Raw genomic sequence first — 19,771 nt, 5'->3', positions numbered from 1 at the left:
GGTCACTATGGATTTGGGTTTGACAGGTCACCGCGTGATTGTCACCGCAGGGGCTAGTGGGATTGGCCGTGCGATCGCGGAAGGCTTCCGCGACGAGGGTGCGGTGGTGACGGTGTGTGACATAGACGTGGAGGCTTTGGCGGGGGTCAAAGGTATGTCCACGGCGCAAGTCGATGTGTCCGACCGGGACGCGGTCGGGCGCTTCATGGCGCAAGCAATAGACGACATGGGCGGGCTGGATTGTCTTGTGAACAATGCAGGCATCGCGGGCCCGACAGGCGCGGTGGAGGACATCCCGCCGGACGGCTGGGACGACACGCTGACCATCTGCCTGACCTCGCAATTCAACACAACACGCTGCGCGGTTGAGGCGTTGAAAGCCAGTGCCAATGGCTCGATCATCAACCTGTCGTCGCTGGCGGGGCGTGTTGGCTTCGCACTGCGCTCGCCCTACGCGGCGGCGAAATGGGGTGTGATCGGCTTCACCAAGTCACTGGCGCTGGAGCTTGGCCCCCACGGCATCCGCGCAAACGCGATCCTGCCGGGCTTGGTCGCAGGCGACCGCCAGCGCCGCGTTTTGGAGGCCAAGGCGCAACGTCTTGGGCAGTCTTATGAAGCCACCGAAGCAGAGGCGTTTTCCCACGTTTCCATTAAGGACTACGTGACCCCGCAGCAAATCGCCGACCAGTGCCTGTTCCTTGCCTCGCATCGGGGAAGGACCATTTCAGGGCAAGCGATTTCGGTCTGCGGGGACACGCAGAAATTGGCTTAGGTCTTGGCGAACTCCTCGTTGCAATGCCCGCCAGCGTGGTCGAGGATGGAGAGGCATCCGAGTAAAGTATCCCGTCTCGCCGGTCATTGCGAACCGTGGAGGAAGTGACGTCCTCCCGGATGCAACTTTCCGCCTTAAGCCGCCAGCGCTGCACGCGTTTTGCCTGTCATCAGCGCGGCCTGCCCGGCCTCTCGGCCCTTGATGACGAAGTGGTCGCGGTAGATGGCCATGTGATGTTCGGTTTCTTGGAAATGATGCGGGGTCAGGGACACTGACAGGACCGGTACGCCGGTATCCATGCCGGCCCGCATCAACCCGTCAACGACCGCTTGAGCCACGAAATCGTGGCGGTAGATGCCTCCGTCCACAACCAAAGCGGCGCAGGCCACGGCGGCGTAGCTTCCGGTCGACGCCAGATCGCGGGCCAGCAGGGGCATCTCGAACGCGCCTGGTACGTCGAACACATCGACTTGGGACGCGGGTATTAATTCGCAGAAACCTTCCAGTGCTCGGTCTACAATATCCGAGTGCCAGTTAGCTTTAACGAACGCGTATCGGGTGGGTGTCATAATGATCTCTCCTTCTGCAACAGACACGTCACCCAAGGCGATCACGGGCAGACAGACCCCGAGAGGGGACCATATGCTCGTTCTCTTTCATCCGGACTATGACCGTCGGCTCAGGAGTTGCACCTGATCTGCTGACCCTTTGCCAAAGCAAAGGCGCTCGCGGGCTTACGGAGTGAACCGTTTACCGCCGGTGGGGAATTCCGCCCCGCCCTGAGAACAGCCCCAAGATGGAGGGCCGTCCTTCAGGGTGCAAGCGCAAATGCGTCTTACGAAGCGGCACGTGCGACCATGCCGAACAAATCGCGCGGATCGTCGGGGTCGGCCAGCATGTCCAGCTCGATAAAGGTGCCATGGTTGGCCAGTTGGTCACGAATGTAGCGCAGAGCGGAGAAATCCTCGGTCGCGAAGCCTACGCTGTCGAAAAGTGTGATTTGCTGCGCGTCGCGGCGGCCTTCGGCTTGGCCTGTCATCACGCGCCATAGCTCCGTCACCGCATGGTCTGGCTCCAGTTGCTGGATCTCGCCCTCGATGCGCGTCTGCGGCGGGTATTCCACGAAGATGTCGGAGCGCAGGAGAATGTCGCGGTGCAGCTCCGTCTTGCCGGGGCAGTCACCGCCGATGGCATTGATGTGGACGCCGCTGCCGACCATGTTGTCGGTCAGGATCGTGGCGCATTGCTTGTCAGCGGTGCAGGTCGTGATGATCTGCGCACCTGCGACGGCTTCTTCCGGCGATGTGCAGGAGATCACGTTCAGGCCGGTGGTGGCGAGGTTCTTGGCGGCCTTCGCGGTGGCCTCTGGGTCAATGTCGTACAGGCGCACGGTGTCAATGCCGACGACTGTTTGGAACGCCAGCGCTTGGAATTCGCACTGTGCGCCGTTGCCGATCATCGCCATGACCTTGGAGCCTTTGGGGGCAAGGTACTTTGCTACCAAGGCCGAGGTTGCGGCTGTGCGCAGGGCCGTCAGGATTGTCATTTCCGATAGCAGCACCGGATAGCCGTTATCCACCCGCGCCAGCACGCCGAAAGCCGTCACGGTTTGGAACCCGCGCGCCATGTTAGCGGGGTGGCCGTTGACGTATTTGAACCCGTAGGTCTCACCATCCGAGGTTGGCATCAACTCGATCACGCCTTCGTCGGAATGGGCGGCCACACGTGGCGTTTTGTCGAACAGTTCCCAGCGCTTGAAGTCGGCTTCGATGTAAACCGCGATCTCCGCGATCATCTTGGCGGGGCCGATTTTGTTGACCAGCTTCATCATGTTGTCGACCGATACGAACGGGACGAGGGCGAGTTTTGAAGGCGTTGTCATAGTGTTTCCTCTCAGAAGCGTTTTGTCTGGCGGTCAAGAACCTTGCGGCCCATTAGGCTGGCGCAGAGGTCGACCATAAGGCTGGCGGTGCGGCCGCGTTCGTCGAGGAACGGGTTCAGCTCGACCATATCAAGCGAGGTCACCAGCCCGCTGTCGCAGAGCATTTCCATCACCAGATGCGCCTCGCGGAAAGTGGCACCTCCGGGCACGGTGGTGCCGACGGCGGGGGCGATGGATGGCTCAAGAAAGTCCACATCAAGCGACACATGCAATGCGCCGTCGGCTTTGCGTACGCGCTCTAGGAACGCACGCAACGGGGCGGCTATGCCATGCTCGTCAATCGCGCGCATGTCGCTGACATCCACCTCGCGCTCCGCCAGTGCGGCGTTTTCTGCTGGGTCGACCGAGCGGATGCCCAGCATGCACAGGTTCGCCGGATCGACAGGTGCCGCCAGCGGCGGGTAGACGTCGAAGTCCGGAAGCCCGCTGAAATACGCGACAGGGGTGCCGTGCAGGTTGCCGCTGCTTGTCGAGTCTAGCGTGTGAAAGTCCGGGTGTGCATCCAGCCACAGCACGAAGAGCGGGCGGTCTTTCGACGCCCAGTGGCGCGCGATGCCGGGTACGGTTCCGATGGACAGGCTATGATCACCGCCCAGAAAAATGGGCATGTCGGAGCTTTGAGCGGCATCAAACGCGGCGCTCTCCAGAGCTTTCGCCCACGCGACGGTCTGCGCCAGATCGTGAATGGCCCCGTTGGCGTGGGTCACGTCTGGCAAATCGCTTGCAGTGACGTTGCCGATGTCGCGGACGCTGTGGCCCAGATCACCCAGGGTTTCTGCCAAACGGGCCGTGCGAAACGCATCTGGTCCCATGACGCAACCGGGTTGGCTGGCACCGGATTGCACGGGCGCGCCAATAAGTGTGCATGATTTCGAGGTCATTTCGCTCTCCTGAAGGGTTGCCGTAGAGTAGTTGGGTGATCTGACATATGCGATAATCAGTATGGCAAATATGGATATTTAATTTATCATAATGTTATGTTCGTTTTATAATTTGTCGTGTATTTGTAGTGTATGGACACAACAGATCAAAAACTAGTCGCGCTTCTCAAACAAGATGGCAGGGCTTCGGTGACAACCTTGGCGGGTATACTTGAAGTATCGCGCGTGACCGTACAGACCCGTTTGGATCGTATGCGCCGTGACGGCACGATCCGGCGTTTCACCATCGAACTGGGTCAGGTCGGGTTCGATGATTTGATCCACGCGATCATGATGATCGAGGTTAAAGGCGCGCAAACCGCTTCGGTCATCAGGCAGCTTAAGCGTATGCCCGAGATCGTGGATTTGCACACGACGAATGGCGTCTGGGATCTGGTCGCACAAATTGAAACCGTCAGCCTACCGGATTTTGACCGTGTCTTGCGTCAAGTACGCGAAGTGCAAGGGGTGACGGGCAGCGAGACCTCACTGTTGTTGGATCGTGCCAGAGGATAACCGCGAAATCCCGATACAATTTTAGTTGTTAACCGACATTTTAGCCGCACCTGCTTTAGTCCACCCGCAACATTCTGCGAGGACCATCATGAGCGACAAAGCCGTTCGGCCGATTATCATCAAACGCAAGAAAGTTATCAGTGGTGGTGGGCATCACGGCGGCGCGTGGAAGGTTGCGTATGCCGACTTTGTAACGGCGATGATGGCGTTTTTCATGCTGATGTGGCTGCTGAATGCCACGACAGAAAAGCAACGCAAAGGTCTGGCAGACTACTTCACCCCTACGATCGCCGTGGCGCGCGTATCTGGCGGCGGAGCGGGTGCTTTCGGCGGGGACTCCCTTATTGTGCAAACCCGTTTGCCGCAATCAGGGCAGGGAGGGTTGCCCAACGCGCCAATATCGAAAAACTCCCCTGACGGTGCGTTGGCAGCGGAAGATCAGGCCAAGTTAGCGAAGCTTGCAACCGGTATTCTGGGGAAAGGCGGCGACAGCCTGATCAAGGAACTCGCCCTCGAACACATCATTACTGACGTCACCGACGAAGGCTTGGTGGTTGAGATATTCGACCTTGAGGGGGCCCCTTTGTTTGATCCGAAATCGGGTCAACCAACTGCGGTGATGCGCGAGATATCGAAGATGCTGGTGGATGTGTTCTCGACCGTTACCAACCGCGTTGCGATCTCCAGCCATTCGAGAGCCTATCCAAGCGTGTTGATAGATAACCCGGCATGGGACGAGACGACTAATCGCGCGCATGTGACTCGTGACCTGATGGATGGCCACGGCATGGACCCGCACCGGTTCGAGCGTCTGACGGGTTATGGCCAAAGCAAGCCCTTGCTTAATAACCCGATGGCACCTCGAAACAATCGGCTTGAGGTGACTTTGCTGCGCTCGATGCGCTGATAACTGACCAATCTAGGTCCAATTTTATCTGTTAGCGCGATGTTAAGGCCCCGACCGCATGGTGACCCACAAGACGAATGCTTCAGAAAGGCGCATTATGACGATTTCCTCTTCACTCAATGCCGGCGTCGCGGGTCTGGCTGCCAACGCAAGCCGTCTGTCGACAATTTCCGACAATATCGCGAATTCTGGAACGAATGGCTACAAGCGTGCCGAAACCGAGTTCCACTCGATGGTTATCTCAAACAGTCAGGGCAGCTACTCCGCAGGAGGTGTTCGCGTGACCTCTCAGCGCCTGATTGATCAGGCGGGGGCGCTTCTGACGACCACGAATTCAACTGATCTAGCGGTTCGTGGTCGCGGCTTCCTGCCGATCACAACGGAATCTGCGGTAAACCTGCAAGGTGGCGATATCCCGTTTCGACTGGCGACGACGGGGTCGTTCCGCACTGATTCACAAGGGTTCCTGACCACAGATACAGGCATGGTCCTAATGGGTTGGCCAGCTGACTCTGACGGGACTGTTCCGACATTCCCGCGCGATACGGCAGATGGGCTTCGACCGATCCAGATCAACGTCAACCAGTTCGCAGGGGAGCCGACGACCCGAATGGGCCTTGGGGTGAACTTGCCTGCGACTGAAACGGAAGCTGGTGCAAGTGGTGATTCACTGGAGTTGTCAGTTGAGTATTTTGACAATTTGGGCACCTCGCAAAACCTGTTCGTGACTTATACGCCCGTCGTTCCTGTCTCTGGCGCCTCCAATCAATGGACAATGGAAATGCGAGATTCTGCCAGCGGTGGGGCAGTAGTAGGCGAGTACACGTTGACCTTTGATGACACGCGCGGCAGCGGGGGCACTTTGGCGGGAGTTGTGCGCACGTCTGCAGTCGGTGGGAACTACGATCCGTTAACTGGCAGCTTTCCGGTGACGCTTGATGGCGGACCGCTTGATATCACCATTGGCGAGTTGGGATCTGGTACAGGCGTGACACAGCTATCAGATAGTTTTGCCCCAACACAGATTACGAAAGACGGCTCACCTGTTGGTAACATGACCTCGGTTGACGTGGATGCGAACGGCTACGTTCAGGCGACCTTTGATATCGGGATTACCCGCACAATTTACCAAATCCCGCTTGTGGATCTTCCGAATCCGAACGGGTTGACCGCCATGGATAACCAAACCTATGTCCCGTCAAACGGCAGTGGGTCGTTCTTCCTCTGGGATGCAGGCGATGGTCCGACCGGTGACATTCTTGGCTACGCACTTGAGGAATCCACAACTGATGTAGCAGGCGAGCTGACCGCATTGATCCAAACGCAGCGGGCTTATTCCTCCAACGCCAAGGTCATCCAGACAGTGGACGAGATGTTGCAGGAAACCACCAATATAAAACGCTAATCTAGAGTAAGGATTCCCGAATGAGCCTTTCTGCGTCTCTGTCCAATGCGGTCTCCGGTTTAACGGCGGTGTCACGTGCGGCGGAACTTGTGTCTGCTAATGTCGCGAACGCCATGACCGAAAGCTACGGGCGCCGGGAGCTGTCTCTTGGCGCGGCAACTGTCGGTGGCCAAGGTGCGGGTGTGCAGATTTCGGGGGTTGAGCGGGTCGTGAACCAAACCGCCATCGCGGATCGCCGCCTGGCGCAAGCGGAGCTTGGTTACCACGACACTCGCGCCAGCTTTTTCCTATCTGTTGAGAAGGCCATTGGCACTCCGGATGTGGCCTCGTCCCTGTCTGGATACATGGACAGGTTTGACCAAAGCCTGATCGCTGCGTCAGCTACGCCTTCGAGCAACTCTCGTCTAAGTGCGGTTGTCGATAGCGCGACGGGTTTGACTGCGAAGATTAACGAGATTTCTGAGCGGCTGCTTAGTGCGCGCGAGGTCGCAGACAGCTCAATCGGAGCGCAGGTCGTTCAGTTGAATTCTGCGTTGACGGATGTTGACAGGCTGAACCGAGAAATCCGCGGACAAGTGAACTCAGGAGGAGATCCATCAGGCTTGATGGATCAACGCCAAGCGATTGTAGATACCATTAGTTCTATCGTTCCCGTTCAGGCGGTCAGTCGTGACTATGGGCAGATCGCGCTGGTTACGCCCAACGGGACGACGCTCGTTGATTATCAAGCCGCGCAGTTCGAATTCAACCCGACCGGCGTGATCACACCAGATATGACCTTGTCCAGCGGTGCGCTGTCCAGTCTTCAAATCTTCGGGGCGTCCAGCGTTAGCGGCTCAGCCATTGAGGCTGTTTCCGGCGGCTCTTTGGCGGCGTCATTCGCCCTTCGCGATCAAGATATTCCCGCAGTTCAGGCAAATTTGGATGCTTTGTCGCGCGATCTGATGATCCGCGCAGCAGAGGCAGACACGACGTTGCTACCCGGGCAGGTAGGGCTGTTTACCGACGCGGACGGCGCTTTAAATCCGCTGGCCGAAGCTGGACTTGCCTCCAGACTTTCCGTGAACTCGGCGATTCAGTCCTCGACAGGCAACGCCCCGTGGCGGTTGCGCGACGGGATAAATGCCGCCGTCCAAGGTGCTGCGTCTGACAACACGCTGCTGAACGCCTACGAGCAAGTGTTTTCAAGCGGCCGGTTGCCGGTAAGCGGAGTGTTTGCCGGCGCGAGATCAAGCTCCGCCCTGATTGGTGATTTTCTGTCTCAAGTCGGACAGGAACGGCATGCCTCCGAGCAACGCCAAAGCTTTCAAGCTATGCGTGTTCAGGCATTTCGGGACGTAGAGCAAGCCGGTGGCGTCGACACAGACCAAGAGATGCAAAAACTGTTGCTGATCGAGCGGAACTACGCGGCAAACGCCAAGATCATTCAGGCGGTCGACGAAATGCTTCAATCATTGCTGAGGATATAAGATGAACTATGGCAGTCTAAGTGATCTCGGCCAAAACATGATGCTACGCCGGCAGGGAGCAGGACTAAAAACGACTCTGGCGCGACTGACGACCGAGTTAACAACCGGAGATCGACAAAACCTCAGCAGCCATGTCCGTGGGGATTTCGGCCCGCTGGCGGGATTGGAGCGTACTCTGACGAGGCTGGATGGCTTTGCCTCAGGGCGATCCGATCTGCAACTGCGCGTCTCTGGGATGCAAACCAGCTTGGCCGCGATGCAAAACACCATCTCCACTTTCGGTACCGACCTAACAGCCGCAGCATCGTTGGAGCAGCCGGATGTTCTGGACGCAAAACTTGCCAGTGCCTCGGGACGATTAAGCCAAGTTGTGTCTTACCTAAACACTCAGGTGTCAGGGCAGTTTTTGTTTGCAGGCGTTGCAACCGGACAGAAGCCACTTATCGAGGCTGACGAAATCATGTCGCACATCAATGCAATCGCGACAGTTGCGACGGATGTCACCGACTTCACCACACAGGTCAGCGCATGGTTCCACGATAGCGGCGGTGGTTTCGAGACGCTTGCTTATGGTGGCAGCACCCGGCCACAATCAGGTATCGCCATTTCGGAGCAGCGCCGGATCGACCTGCCATTGAAAGGCGACGACCCGGCCTTCCGCGCAATCTTGCAGGATTTGGCAATTGCGACCGCTATCTCCGAAGGCGTCATCACGGTTACGCAGGCAGAGAAGCGAAACGTGCTTTCGCAGGCAGGGCAGGGTTTGATCGCGTCCGAGCAGGCGCTGATCGGGATGCAACGCGATACGGGTGTCTCCGAAAACCTGCTTACGGATGCGGATGTTGCGGGTCGTGTCGAGCGTGGTATTTTAGAAATGGCCCGCTCAAAAATTACATCAGCGGACCCTTACGAGACAGCAAGTGCGTTGGAAGCCGTGCAGTTCCAGATAGAGACGCTCTACGTCCTGACCGCCCGTACGTCCCAACTTCGATTGTCGGATTATTTGAGATGATCCGCTTAGCACTCTTCGTCATATTGGCTTTTTTGCCAGCGTTGGCCTCTGCTTCGAGCGTTCGGCTGAAGGATCTCGTCGAATTCGACGGAGTTCGGGGCAACGATCTGGTGGGCTATGGCTTGGTCGTCGGGTTAAACGGCACGGGGGACGGGTTGCGGAATTCCCCGTTTACCGAAGAAATGATGGTGAATATCCTGGAGAGGCTGGGGGTAAACGTCGGCGGAGAGCAGTTTCGCCCAAAGAATGTTGCTGCTGTGCTAGTGACATCTACCCTGCCGGCATTTAGCCGGCGGGGCAGCAAGGTCGACGTTACGGTGTCGGCTATTGGAGATGCGAAAAGCCTGCTTGGCGGGACTTTGATTATGACACCATTGAACGCCGCAGATGGCGATGTTTATGTAGTCGCTCAGGGCACAGTCATTGCTGGCGGAATTGCTGCAGAGGGTGATGCCGCTCGTGTCGTACACGGTGTGCCAACTTCAGGGATTGTGCCCTCGGGTGGCCGGATTGAGCGCGAAGTCGAGTTTGAGTTCTCGACGCTGTCCAGTTTGCGAATGGCGCTACGTACCCCTGATTTTTCCACGGCGGAAAAGATTGAAATGGCAATCAACTCGGCTCTTGGCCGTTCGGTAGCGTTGATGTTGGATTCGGGCACCGTCCAGTTGGATATAGACGCGACAGGAATGCGATCACCGGCTCATGTCCTGAGCCGGATCGAAAACATCATCATCAAGCCCGAACGGCGCGCGCGTGTTGTGGTTGACCAACGATCTGGCACAATTGTCATGGACGAGAACGTCCGAATATCAAGAGTCGCAGTCGCGCAGGGCAATTTAACACTGACCATTGAAGAAGCCCCGGTCGTCATTCAACCAAGCCCCTTCAGCGACGGAGAAACCGTGGTGGTGCCGCGCAGCACGGCCGCCATCGCCGAGGATCCGGGAACGGGGCTAGCCGAAATTGCGCCTGGTACGACGCTGAAAGACGTAGTCTCCGGCCTAAACGCACTCGGAGTTACGCCGATGGATATGATCGATATTCTAAAAAGCATTAAGGCGGCAGGTGCCCTGCATGCTGAGTTCATAGTTCAATAAAGAGCGCCGGTTAACCTAAAGTTCTGCCAACCAGCGCTCCCCCAAAACCTAAAAGTCCAAATTCTCGACGCTCAAAGCGTTGGTTTGGATAAACTCGCGGCGTGGCTCGACCACGTCTCCCATCAGCTTGGTGAATATGTCGTCGGCCTCCGCCATATCCTCAACCTTCACTTGCAGAAGTGTGCGTGCATCGGGATCAAGGGTGGTTTCCCACAGTTGGCCGGGGTTCATCTCGCCCAGACCTTTGTAGCGTTGCAGGGACAAGCCCTTTTCGCCTTCTTCGAGGATAGATTGCAGAAGGTCGATCGGACCATAAACCGGCTGCTCGCGATCCTTACGGACCAGCTTTGCGGGCTTGCCGTAGGTTTCCTGCAGACTTTTGGTTAATTGACCAAGGCGTCGTGCCTCGCCTGAGCGTAGAACGCCACCGTCCAGCACACGTACTTCGTCCACACCGCGCAAAACACGCCATAGGCGAATGCCCTTGTCTTGGGTCGGACGGCCTTGCCAGCCTTTTTCATATTCTAGTGCAATAAGGTCCAGACGTTGGGCCACGGTGTTGGCGACGGCCTGCAAATCACCGTCGACCTGACCAGCTTCGAACGCACCCGCAATTGCGGATTGCTCCAGAATGTGCTGCGGATAATGGGTCGGGAACGCTTGAAGGATGCGCCGCACTGTGCGGGCTTCTTCGATAACGCGTCGCAAGTCCTGCCCTATGATTTCCTCGCCCGTTGCCAGCTTCAGCGCTGCACCGTCTACGCCTTGTTCGATCAGGTAATCCTCCATAGAGGCTTGATCTTTCAGGTAAACTTCGGACCGGCCACGCGCCACTTTGTAAAGCGGTGGCTGCGCAATATACAGATGCCCTTGCTCGATCAGTTCGGGCATCTGGCGGTAGAAAAACGTCAGAAGCAGCGTGCGGATGTGCGCACCATCCACGTCTGCATCCGTCATAATAACAATTTTGTGGTAGCGCAGCTTGGAGATATCGAACTCGTCGCGCCCGATCCCCGTACCAAGCGCCATTACCATGTTGCCGATCTCTTGGCTGCCCAGCATCCGGTCGAACCGCGCTCGCTCCACGTTCAGAATCTTACCCTTCAGAGGCAGAATTGCCTGTGTCTGCCGATCCCGTCCCGTTTGGGCGGATCCACCCGCCGAGTCACCCTCCACAAGAAAGATTTCAGTCTTGGATGGGTCCTTGTCGGAGCAGTCTTTCAGTTTCGACGACAAGAAGTTCATGTCCATCGGGTTTTTGCGCCGCGTCAGGTCGCGCGCCTTACGGGCTGCCTCGCGGGCCTGAGCAGCCTCGACGATCTTCGACACGATGATCCGTGCCTCGTTGGGGTTCTCCTCGAACCACTCTGCCAGTTTTTCGTTCATCAGTCCTTCGACGGCCGGGCGCACTTCGGATGACACCAGCTTGTCCTTGGTCTGGGACGAGAATTTCGGGTCCGGCACTTTGACCGACAGCACGCAGGTGAGCCCTTCGCGGGCATCGTCTCCGGTAAACGAAATCTTCTCTTTCTTCGCTATCCCGGAGGTTTGCGCGTAAGAGTTGATCGTCCGCGTCAGCGCGCCACGAAAGCCCGCCATATGGGTGCCGCCATCGCGCTGGGGAATGTTGTTGGTAAACGGTAGCACCATCTCGTTGTAGCTGTCGTTCCACCACATCGCGACTTCCACGCCAATATCGTCCTTTTCGCCAACCACATAGATCGGTTCCGGCATGATCGACGTTTTGGAGCGGTCCAGATACTTCACGAATTCTTTAACACCACCTTCGTAGAATAACTCGGTCCGTAAGGCTTCGGCGGGGCGTTCATCCTCCAGAATGATGCGCACGCCGGAGTTCAGAAACGCCAGTTCCCGCAGACGCTTTTCCAGCGTTTCGAAGACGTAATCTAGGTTCGAAAAGGTTTCGGTCGATGCCATGAAGCGCACTTCGGTGCCTGTGCGGTCGGTCGGGCCGACAACTTCAAGATGCTTCACCGTAAAGCCGCCTTCAAAGCGCGCAATATGTTCTTTGCCTTCGCGCCAAATGCGCAATTCCAACCAGTCCGACAGCGCATTCACCACGGACACGCCCACGCCGTGCAGACCACCCGATACTTTGTAGGAGTTGCTGTCGAATTTACCGCCGGCGTGCAGCTGGGTCATAATGACTTCCGCCGCCGACACGCCCTCCTCCTCGTGGATTCCTACCGGAATCCCGCGCCCGTTGTCGCTGACCGAGACAGAGCCGTCAGCGTGAATTTTTACGTTCACTGCGTCGGCGTGACCAGCTAATGCCTCATCAATTCCGTTGTCCACGACCTCGTAGACCATGTGATGCAAGCCTGACCCGTCATCGGTGTCACCGATATACATGCCCGGGCGTTTTCGCACAGCTTCTAAGCCTTTGAGAACTTTAATAGAATCTGCGCCGTATTCAGCTTGTTTTTCTTGCTCGTCGGCCATGAGGTATTTCCCGCTTAAGTTGCGCGAAATATAGGCGTTTGGGGGGGGGATGTCACGCAAATGACGCAAGATATTGTGCCAAACACCACCGCGACGTGGGGTGCGGTTTCAATCCGCTATCCTCTGCTCATCCCCGCACATCAGTCCCTGATGAAACGAGTCCTCAACTCAGCCCAATCACCACACCAACACCAATGAGCAACCATCCTGCCACCACGTTCATCTTACGCACCGCACCGGGGGCCTTCAGGAGCCCTCTGACGCGGTCCACGGAGGCGGCGAGCACCAGATTGCCCAAGAGCGGTACGAGGAAGCTCAGAAAGCAAATTGCGGCGATGTCCCAGCCGGTAACCCGCGTAAGATCGAAGAAACCGGGCAGTACGCCCATATAGAACAGGACCGCCTTGGGGTTGGACATGATCACCACGACACCCGCGATGAACCCCGCCCACATGCCGGGACGAGTCAAGCTGGAGTTTTCCGACAACTCTTTATCCGCGTGGCGGATCAGCAGGATGCCCATGGTGATGAACATCGCCACTGCGACCCATTTCAGCACATCCATGAACCAACTGGCCTGATCGACGATCCAAGTGACGCCAAGGACTGCTATGAGCGGCCAGATGACGTCGCCTACGACCACGCCGAACGCCAAGGGCCATGCCGAGCGGAATCCCCCCGACATGGCCCTTGCCAAAAGCGCGACCCAAACGGGGCCGGGGGTCAGGAACAGGATGAAAAGCCCGCCTGCGTAGAAAAGCAGCTCGATCGGGGTAATAGTCATTTGTACACTCCGTACAATACGATGTGCGTGGTGTACGAAGTGTACGTTTTCATCGCAGGTTCACCACAGACGCACCCTCGTCGTCCGACACCTCGAAATGCTGTGCACGGTCGCCCAGTTCAGCGAACAACTCAGCCCCCGTTCCCGTCATCCAAGCCTGTGCTTTTAATGCACAAATCTCATCATAAAGTGCCGCGCGACGGCCTGCATCCAGGTGTGCTGCGACTTCATCTAGCAAGATAATGGGCGCGGCTCCGAAATCTTCGGAAAGCGCACGGGCGTTGGCGAGGATCAAAGACAAGAGCAACGCCTTCTGCTCGCCGGTAGAGCATTGCTTTGCTTCGATATTTTTGGCTTTGTAGATTGCCTTCATGTCGGCTCTGTGTGGGCCCACGAGAGTTCGTCCTGCACGAAGGTCGGTCTGCCTCGACGCTTGAAGGGCGGCGAGTAACGCATCGGAGTTATCAATAAAATCAGCGTCTTCGGGATTTTCGATAGATAGTTCAGCTGTCGGAAATGACGTCTGCGCATTCTCCATCGCCACTTGCAGTCGCCCCAAAGAAGTCGCTCTGTTAGCAATGATCTGAGCACCCGCTTCGGCCATCTGCGCCTCTAGCGCGCCGTACCACATTGCATCGCGAACCATGTCCTTGAGCAGCCGGTTCCGCTCTCTCATGGCCTTTTCATAAGTTACTGAAATTTCTGCATGTTTAGGTTCAAAGCTCAAAGTAATTCTGTCCAGAAAACGCCGTCTGCCTTCTGCCCCCTCAAGCCACAGCCGGTCCATCGCAGGGACCAACCAGACCACGCGCGCCACGCGACCAAGTGCCAATTGAGGCGCAGCCTTTCCGTCAATGCCAACCGTTCGATTGCTGCCATTCTCAGCCCGCGTCTCAACCTCATGGGATTGGCCCAAGCTGTGCACGAGCGCTGAAACTTTCCAGCCCACCGATTCAGGCATGCGTGCGATTTCATCTGCCTTTGCCCGTCGCAAACCGCGGCCGGGTGAAAGCATTGAAATCGCTTCTAAAATGTTGGTTTTCCCAGATCCGTTGGAGCCGAAAATTGCTATTGGGCGATCATCAAGCGCTAGCTCCACCCGACGATGGGACCTGAAGTGAGATAGTGTTAACGCAGAGAGATACAGCCCCGCCATGAGCGCGCGTTAAACGCGCATAGGCATCACGACGTAGACGGCCGACTGGTCATTGCCCTCACGCATCAGAGTTGGATCGCCCGCCGAGTTGAACATGAACACAGCATTTTCGCGATCCACTTGTCCTGCAATTTCGAGGAGATACTTGGCATTAAAACCAATCTCTAAGCGCTCGTCGCTATAGGCTACGGCCAGTTCTTCTTCAGCCGCACCGCTATCGGGCGCATTTACTGAAAGAATCAGGCGATCTTCATCTAGCGAAAGTTTCACCGCACGCGAACGCTCGGATGACACTGTCGCGACACGGTCGACTGCTTTGGCGAACTCGGTCGCATCAACTTCCAACTTGCGCGTGTTTCCCTGAGGGATCACGCGGGTGTAATCTGGGAACGTGCCGTCGATCACCTTTGATGTCAGGGTGATGTCGGGTGTTGCAAAGCGCACCTTGGTCTCGGAAACGGACACCGCAATCTGCATATCATCGTCTTCGAGAAGTTTGCGAAGCTCTGCAACTGTTTTACGAGGAACGATGACGCCGGGCATATCAGCCGCGCCGTCAGGCAGTTCGGCGTCGATACGTGCCAACCGGTGGCCATCGGTCGCCACACAGCGCAGAACGTTGCTACCATCAGCCTCTGACACATGCATGTAGACGCCGTTCAGATAATATCTTGTTTCTTCTGTGGAAATAGCGAATTTTGACTTGTCGAACAGCCGACGCAAAACCGGAGCAGGGGCGGAAAAATTGGATTGATATTCGGATGTCGCCATAACCGGAAAATCTTCTTTTGGCAGCGTAGCCAAGGAGAAATTGGACCGGCCCGCTTCGACAGTCAGTCGACCGGATGTCCCGTCATCGGTCAGAGAAACCAGCGCACCATCTGGCAGTTTGCGGACGATTTCATGCAGGGTTGTTGCTGATACGGTCGTCGCGCCGGGGCGCTCGACCTGTGCGGGCGCTTTGTCTACCACTTCGATGTCGAGATCCGTGGCGCGGAAGGTGACGTCGTTTCCTTCAGCCTCAATCAGGACGTTCGCAAGAATCGGTATGGTGTTGCGGCGCTCGACAACCGATTGGGCTTGGCTCACAGCCTTGAGCAGGGCGCTACGCTCGACACTGATTTTCATATCCGTCCCTCTTTGGAAGATAGCTGGGGCGGAGAAGGTATCCTCTCCGCCCGCTTATGCAAACATTTTGTTGAAAAGTCCGCTTTTATCGCGGGGCCGTCAAGCCAATTAGGCTTCGAGCATCCGGCGAAGGAGTTCGGCATCCTCAGCAACTTGGCTGTCTTGTGCCTTAAGCTCGTCAATCTTGCGAACAGCATGGATCACGGTGGTGTGGTCGCGATTGCCGAAGCGCTTGCCGATCTCTGGATAAGAGCGTTGTGTCAACAGCTTAGCCAGCCACATTGCCATCTGGCGCGGGCGTGCGATATTTCTCGACCGCTTGGGTGACAACAAGTCGGACATGCGCACGTTGTAGTAGTCGCAAGTCTTACGCATGATTTCGTCCATTGTGACCTTGCGATCAGACTGGCGCAGAATGTCGGCGAGGCTCTCCTGAGCCATTTCCAATGTGATTTCGCGACCGACCAGCGATGCCAGCGCAAACAGACGTGTCAACGCGCCTTCTAGGACGCGGACGTTGTTGGATATGCGGTGCGCAAGGAATTCCAACACACCATCGGTGATTTTCAGCTCTTGATATTGGGCGCGATACTGCTCGACTTTTTGCTGCAAAATTCCAAGACGGAGTTCGTAATCGGTCGGGTGTAAGTCAACGACCAAACCCCATTGCAGGCGGGAGCGAATTCGCTCTTCTAAGCCGTCAATCTCGCCCGGGGCGCGATCGGCCGAGATGATAATCTGCTTTTGCTGGTCAATCAGGGCATTAAACGTATGGAAGAATTCGTCTTGCGTGCTGCCCTTGCCCGCAATGAATTGCACGTCATCAACCATAAGAACATCGACCGACCGGAAAAGGCTTTTGAAGTCCATCATTTGCTTATCACGCAGTGCTTGTATGAAGCGGTACATGAATTGTTCAGCAGACAGGTATACGACCTTAAGTTCTGGCGAGCGCGTTTGCAGCTCCCACGCGATCGCGTGCATCAGGTGGGTTTTGCCGAGGCCAACGCCGCCATAAAGAAAGAGCGGGTTGAAGCTGACAGGCCCGCCTTCTGCGACACGGCGGGCGGCAGCATGCGCCAATTCGTTGGGCTTGCCGACGACAAAGCGATCAAAGGTGAATCGTTTGTCCAACGGGGCGCCGATGACAGTGTCGTCGGAAAACGCTGCGGCTCTGGTAGGCTTCGACACGAAGGTTTCTGGTGCTGGGGCGGACGGTGCGACTCTGGCGGGGCGGTTGGCGTGAACGGAAAATTTCAGTCGATCAACTGGCGCACCTAGCTTTTCAAACTGCCTCAGAATTTCGTCGCCGAAGTTTCGTGAGACCCAATCACCTTGAAAGCTGGTTTGTACTCCGAATTCGGCAACGCCGCCCTCGCAGGAGACAAAAGTTAGCGGTTCAATCCAGGTTTGGAAGTTGTTCTTACCAATTGTTGTTTGCAGTGTTTCACGTGCTTGTCCCCAAGTGTCGTTTGTCATCTTTTACCCGTTCCGCAGATCAGGATTGCCGCCATGGCAATCCGTGGGCCTTCCAACCGTTCAGGCCCCCCCGATGTTTCTTCGGATCCAAATCGCCTTCGAAGCCCTCGGTCACGTTGAACAGATCGGGACAGAGCGTATCTCCAGCCAGAGACGCTTGAACTGCCAACGCAGCGCTCATGGAGCGTGCGCCTGACCTGCAAATAAACAAGATTTGTGACGGCTTACTGTCGCCCAAAGCTTCATTCATTTCTTCAACGAACCGCGGATTAACGGACATATCTGGATACCTTAACCATTCGATCGTAATGACCGCTCGGCTAAGGTTTGACAGGTCAGGCTTTCCTACAAATGACCATTCGGCCATTGTCCTGACGTCAATGAGCACAGCGTTTGGGCTACTTTCCAAAAGGCCCCATGCTTGAGTTGGCAGCAACTCTTGCACAGCCGGACCTGTGTCCGTGCTCATTCCATGTCCCCCCGAGACGAAGTGAATCGCTCACTAGGGATAGCGACTGCAGGGGGCGTCTCGCAACTTATCTTCGTGCTTGACTCATACTTAGTTCAATCCCGAATCCTAGACCGCCGTGGATGGCGTCATCTAAGCAACTGAACATAAAAAAAACGCGCCTTTGAAAGGCGCGTTTCTAGTACTTGGTTTGCTGCGTGAGCAAACAGCTTAGCCGAGGGCTTTGACCCGCGACGTCAGGCGCGAAATTTTGCGCGCTGCGGTGTTTTTGTGCATCACACCTTTGGACACGCCGCGCATCAACTCTGGCTGCGCGGACTTCAATGCGTCCTTTGCGACTGAAGAATCACCAGAGGTGATCGCTTCTTCCACTGTGCGCAGGAAGGTGCGAATGCGCGAGCGACGCGCTTTGTTCACTTCGGTGCGGCGCTCTGTTTGACGCGCGCGCTTTTTAGCTTGAGGCGAATTAGCCATACTTAAGGACCCCGATGGTTCGGTGTTTAAATCTGAGAATGCGCTTCTAGGACCGACTCACAGCCAAGTCAACGCCCTAAATGGCGTTATTTGTCGCGGAACTGAGGTTCCCGTTTCTCCATAAACGCCGCCATGCCCTCAACCTGGTCCTCAGTGGCGAAAAGCGAGTGGAATACACGGCGCTCGAACAGCAACCCCTCGTTGAGTGACGACTCGTAGCTGCGGTTCACCGACTCCTTTACTGCCATTGTTGCCAGAGCGGACTTTTCGGCGATCTTGGCCGCGACGGACATCGTCTCAGAGAGCAGTTTTTTACTTGGAACTACGCGACTGACCAATCCGGACCGCTCGGCTTCTTCAGCGTCCATGAAACGACCGGTCAGGTTCATATCCATCGATTTGGATTTCCCGACAAAGCGAGTAAGTCTTTGCGACCCCCCGAGGCCGGCCATGACACCAAGATTGATTTCTGGCTGGCCGAATTTGGCCGTGTCGGAGGCGATAATGAAATCACACATCATTGCCAATTCGCACCCGCCACCCAATGCATAGCCGGATACAGCTGCGATGATAGGTTTGCGGATACGGAGGAACGCATTTGGAAATTCTGAGAACAAGTCGTTTCCAAAGGCGTCCACAAAGGACTTGTCCGCCATTTCCGTAATGTCTGCGCCAGCTGCAAATGCTTTTTCTGACCCTGTGAGGACAATGCATCGAACCTTGCTGTTCTTGTTTGCGTCGGTCAGGGCTTCGGACAATTCGGTCAACAAAGTCGCATTTAACGCGTTCAAAGCGTCCGGGCGATTCAGCTTGATGAGAGCTATATGCTCTTCAATTTCCACGATAATTGTCTTGAATGCCATGGTGAACCCTCATTGATGTCAGAGCATGAGACGTATCATGTTCGCAAAAAGGTTCAATTCATCTTTGACATTTGGGGCAGTAAAAGCTGGATCGTCCGGACTGAACGACCCTGAATATCTTGCTTCCGCAGCCGGTCGTGCAGGGCTGACCTTCTCGGTCATAAACAGCGAAATTATGTTGAAAGTAACCCAATTCTCCATTGGTTTGCCGGTGATCACGCAGGGATGAACCGCCAGATTCGATCGCCTCCGTCAGTACCTCGCGAATTGCCGGAACGAGCGAGGCAACACGCGCGGCACTCAGGTTCGAAGCCTTCCGTTTCGGTGAAATCCCGGTGCGGAACAGCACTTCGCACACGTAGATATTGCCAAGGCCAGCTATGATGCGCTGATCCAGTAGGGCGGTTTTGATTGGGGAGCCTTTCTTTTTCAAGGCCCCAATGAGGTAAGTTTCATCAAACTCATTGCCCAAAGGTTCTGGCCCTAACTTATCAATTAGCCAGTGACGCTCGACACTGGCTGTGTCGGTCAGATCCATTGCGCCAAACCTGCGGGCATCGTTGAAGGCGATTCTCGTGCCGTCTTGCATGTGCAAGACGACGTGATCGTGCTTTTTCAAGATCGGCGCTGCTTGGTGAAATTCTGCGGTATCCGCGAGATCGATCTGCATCCGGCCTGACATGCCAAGGTGAATGATCAAGGTTTCACCGTTATCGAGGTCTGCAAGTATGTATTTTGAACGCCTGCGCAACATCTTTACCGCGCGACCACTTAGTCGCTCGGCCATGTTGGTGGGGAACGGCCACCGTAAATCGGGCCGGTGAACGTCGGCCCGTGCGATTACACGTCCTTCCATCACGGGCTGGAGACCTCGTTTTACCGTTTCAACTTCTGGTAGTTCTGGCACGCGGTCCT

At 56.2% G+C, this 19,771-nt stretch carries 19 protein-coding genes and 1 riboswitch; of the genes, 7 read left to right on the top strand and 12 right to left on the bottom strand.

Features of this window, described 5'->3' with window-relative positions:
• Positions 1-7 precede the first annotated feature (7 nt).
• Complete coding sequence (locus tag BCF46_RS14845; protein ID WP_121025929.1) at positions 8-772, top strand: SDR family oxidoreductase; 765 nt, start codon at positions 8-10, stop codon at positions 770-772.
• A gap of 134 nt (positions 773-906) precedes the next feature.
• Here the strand turns inward: BCF46_RS14845 and BCF46_RS14840 are convergent, their stop codons facing one another.
• The 3 genes from BCF46_RS14840 to rocF form a co-directional block, all read right to left on the bottom strand.
• Complete coding sequence (locus BCF46_RS14840; protein WP_121025926.1) at positions 907-1,341, bottom strand: 6,7-dimethyl-8-ribityllumazine synthase; 435 nt, start codon at positions 1,339-1,341, stop codon at positions 907-909.
• 75 nt (positions 1,342-1,416) lie between these two features.
• Positions 1,417-1,563, bottom strand: a riboswitch (FMN riboswitch).
• Between the two features lie 44 nt (positions 1,564-1,607).
• Positions 1,608-2,654, bottom strand: a complete 1,047-nt coding sequence (locus BCF46_RS14835) for an ornithine cyclodeaminase (protein ID WP_121025923.1) — start codon at positions 2,652-2,654, stop codon at positions 1,608-1,610.
• Between the two features lie 11 nt (positions 2,655-2,665).
• Positions 2,666-3,595, bottom strand: a complete 930-nt coding sequence (gene rocF / locus BCF46_RS14830; protein WP_121025920.1) for an arginase — start codon at positions 3,593-3,595, stop codon at positions 2,666-2,668.
• Positions 3,596-3,727: 132 nt separating this feature from the next.
• Between rocF and BCF46_RS14825 the strand changes: the two genes are divergently transcribed.
• From BCF46_RS14825 to BCF46_RS14800, 6 genes are all read left to right on the top strand, one after another.
• The gene (locus tag BCF46_RS14825; RefSeq protein WP_121025917.1) at positions 3,728-4,150 is read left to right on the top strand and encodes an Lrp/AsnC family transcriptional regulator; all 423 of its coding nucleotides are present in this window, start codon (positions 3,728-3,730) and stop codon (positions 4,148-4,150) included.
• 88 nt (positions 4,151-4,238) lie between these two features.
• Positions 4,239-5,057 (top strand): flagellar motor protein MotB, encoded by an 819-nt coding sequence (locus tag BCF46_RS14820; protein ID WP_121025914.1) that lies wholly within the window; start codon positions 4,239-4,241, stop codon positions 5,055-5,057.
• A gap of 97 nt (positions 5,058-5,154) precedes the next feature.
• Positions 5,155-6,462 (top strand): flagellar hook protein FlgE, encoded by a 1,308-nt coding sequence (locus BCF46_RS14815; RefSeq protein WP_121025911.1) that lies wholly within the window; start codon positions 5,155-5,157, stop codon positions 6,460-6,462.
• 20 nt (positions 6,463-6,482) lie between these two features.
• Entirely contained in the window at positions 6,483-7,931 is a 1,449-nt protein-coding gene (gene flgK, locus BCF46_RS14810) for a flagellar hook-associated protein FlgK (protein ID WP_121025908.1), read from the top strand.
• Position 7,932: 1 nt separating this feature from the next.
• A complete protein-coding gene (locus BCF46_RS14805) occupies positions 7,933-8,943 on the top strand; it encodes a hypothetical protein (protein WP_121025905.1) in 1,011 nt (336 codons plus the stop codon).
• Positions 8,940-10,040, top strand: coding sequence for a flagellar basal body P-ring protein FlgI (locus tag BCF46_RS14800; protein WP_121025902.1), 1,101 nt, complete (start codon positions 8,940-8,942; stop codon positions 10,038-10,040). Before BCF46_RS14805 ends, BCF46_RS14800 begins: the two co-directional genes overlap by 4 nt.
• A 48-nt stretch (positions 10,041-10,088) precedes the next feature.
• Here BCF46_RS14800 and gyrB read toward each other — a convergent pair whose 3' ends face one another.
• From gyrB to mutM, 9 genes are all read right to left on the bottom strand, one after another.
• Positions 10,089-12,503 carry a DNA topoisomerase (ATP-hydrolyzing) subunit B gene (gene gyrB, locus BCF46_RS14795; RefSeq protein WP_121025899.1) on the bottom strand — a complete coding sequence of 805 codons (2,415 nt, stop codon included), beginning with the start codon at positions 12,501-12,503 and terminating at the stop codon, positions 10,089-10,091.
• Between the two features lie 163 nt (positions 12,504-12,666).
• Positions 12,667-13,287, bottom strand: coding sequence for a LysE family translocator (locus tag BCF46_RS14790; protein ID WP_121025896.1), 621 nt, complete (start codon positions 13,285-13,287; stop codon positions 12,667-12,669).
• A gap of 49 nt (positions 13,288-13,336) precedes the next feature.
• The gene (gene recF / locus BCF46_RS14785; RefSeq protein ID WP_121025894.1) at positions 13,337-14,443 is read right to left on the bottom strand and encodes a DNA replication/repair protein RecF; all 1,107 of its coding nucleotides are present in this window, start codon (positions 14,441-14,443) and stop codon (positions 13,337-13,339) included.
• 9 nt (positions 14,444-14,452) lie between these two features.
• Entirely contained in the window at positions 14,453-15,571 is a 1,119-nt protein-coding gene (gene dnaN / locus BCF46_RS14780) for a DNA polymerase III subunit beta (protein ID WP_121025891.1), read from the bottom strand.
• 108 nt (positions 15,572-15,679) lie between these two features.
• On the bottom strand, positions 15,680-17,050 hold the full coding sequence (gene dnaA / locus BCF46_RS14775; protein WP_121025888.1) for a chromosomal replication initiator protein DnaA: 1,371 nt from the start codon (positions 17,048-17,050) through the stop codon (positions 15,680-15,682).
• A 19-nt stretch (positions 17,051-17,069) separates the two neighbouring features.
• Positions 17,070-17,519, bottom strand: a complete 450-nt coding sequence (locus tag BCF46_RS14770) for a rhodanese-like domain-containing protein (RefSeq protein ID WP_121025885.1) — start codon at positions 17,517-17,519, stop codon at positions 17,070-17,072.
• A 210-nt stretch (positions 17,520-17,729) separates the two neighbouring features.
• Positions 17,730-17,993 (bottom strand): 30S ribosomal protein S20, encoded by a 264-nt coding sequence (gene rpsT, locus BCF46_RS14765; protein WP_121025883.1) that lies wholly within the window; start codon positions 17,991-17,993, stop codon positions 17,730-17,732.
• An 86-nt stretch (positions 17,994-18,079) separates the two neighbouring features.
• A complete protein-coding gene (locus BCF46_RS14760; protein WP_121025880.1) occupies positions 18,080-18,856 on the bottom strand; it encodes an enoyl-CoA hydratase in 777 nt (258 codons plus the stop codon).
• A gap of 58 nt (positions 18,857-18,914) precedes the next feature.
• Positions 18,915-19,763, bottom strand: coding sequence for a bifunctional DNA-formamidopyrimidine glycosylase/DNA-(apurinic or apyrimidinic site) lyase (gene mutM / locus BCF46_RS14755; RefSeq protein WP_121026587.1), 849 nt, complete (start codon positions 19,761-19,763; stop codon positions 18,915-18,917).
• Positions 19,764-19,771: the final 8 nt, after the last annotated feature.

The organism is Litoreibacter meonggei (assembly GCF_003663885.1).
Lineage (GTDB): Bacteria > Pseudomonadota > Alphaproteobacteria > Rhodobacterales > Rhodobacteraceae > Litoreibacter > Litoreibacter meonggei.
Note: the sequence above shows the minus strand (reverse complement) of the source record. Positions and strands in the feature narration are given on the sequence as shown.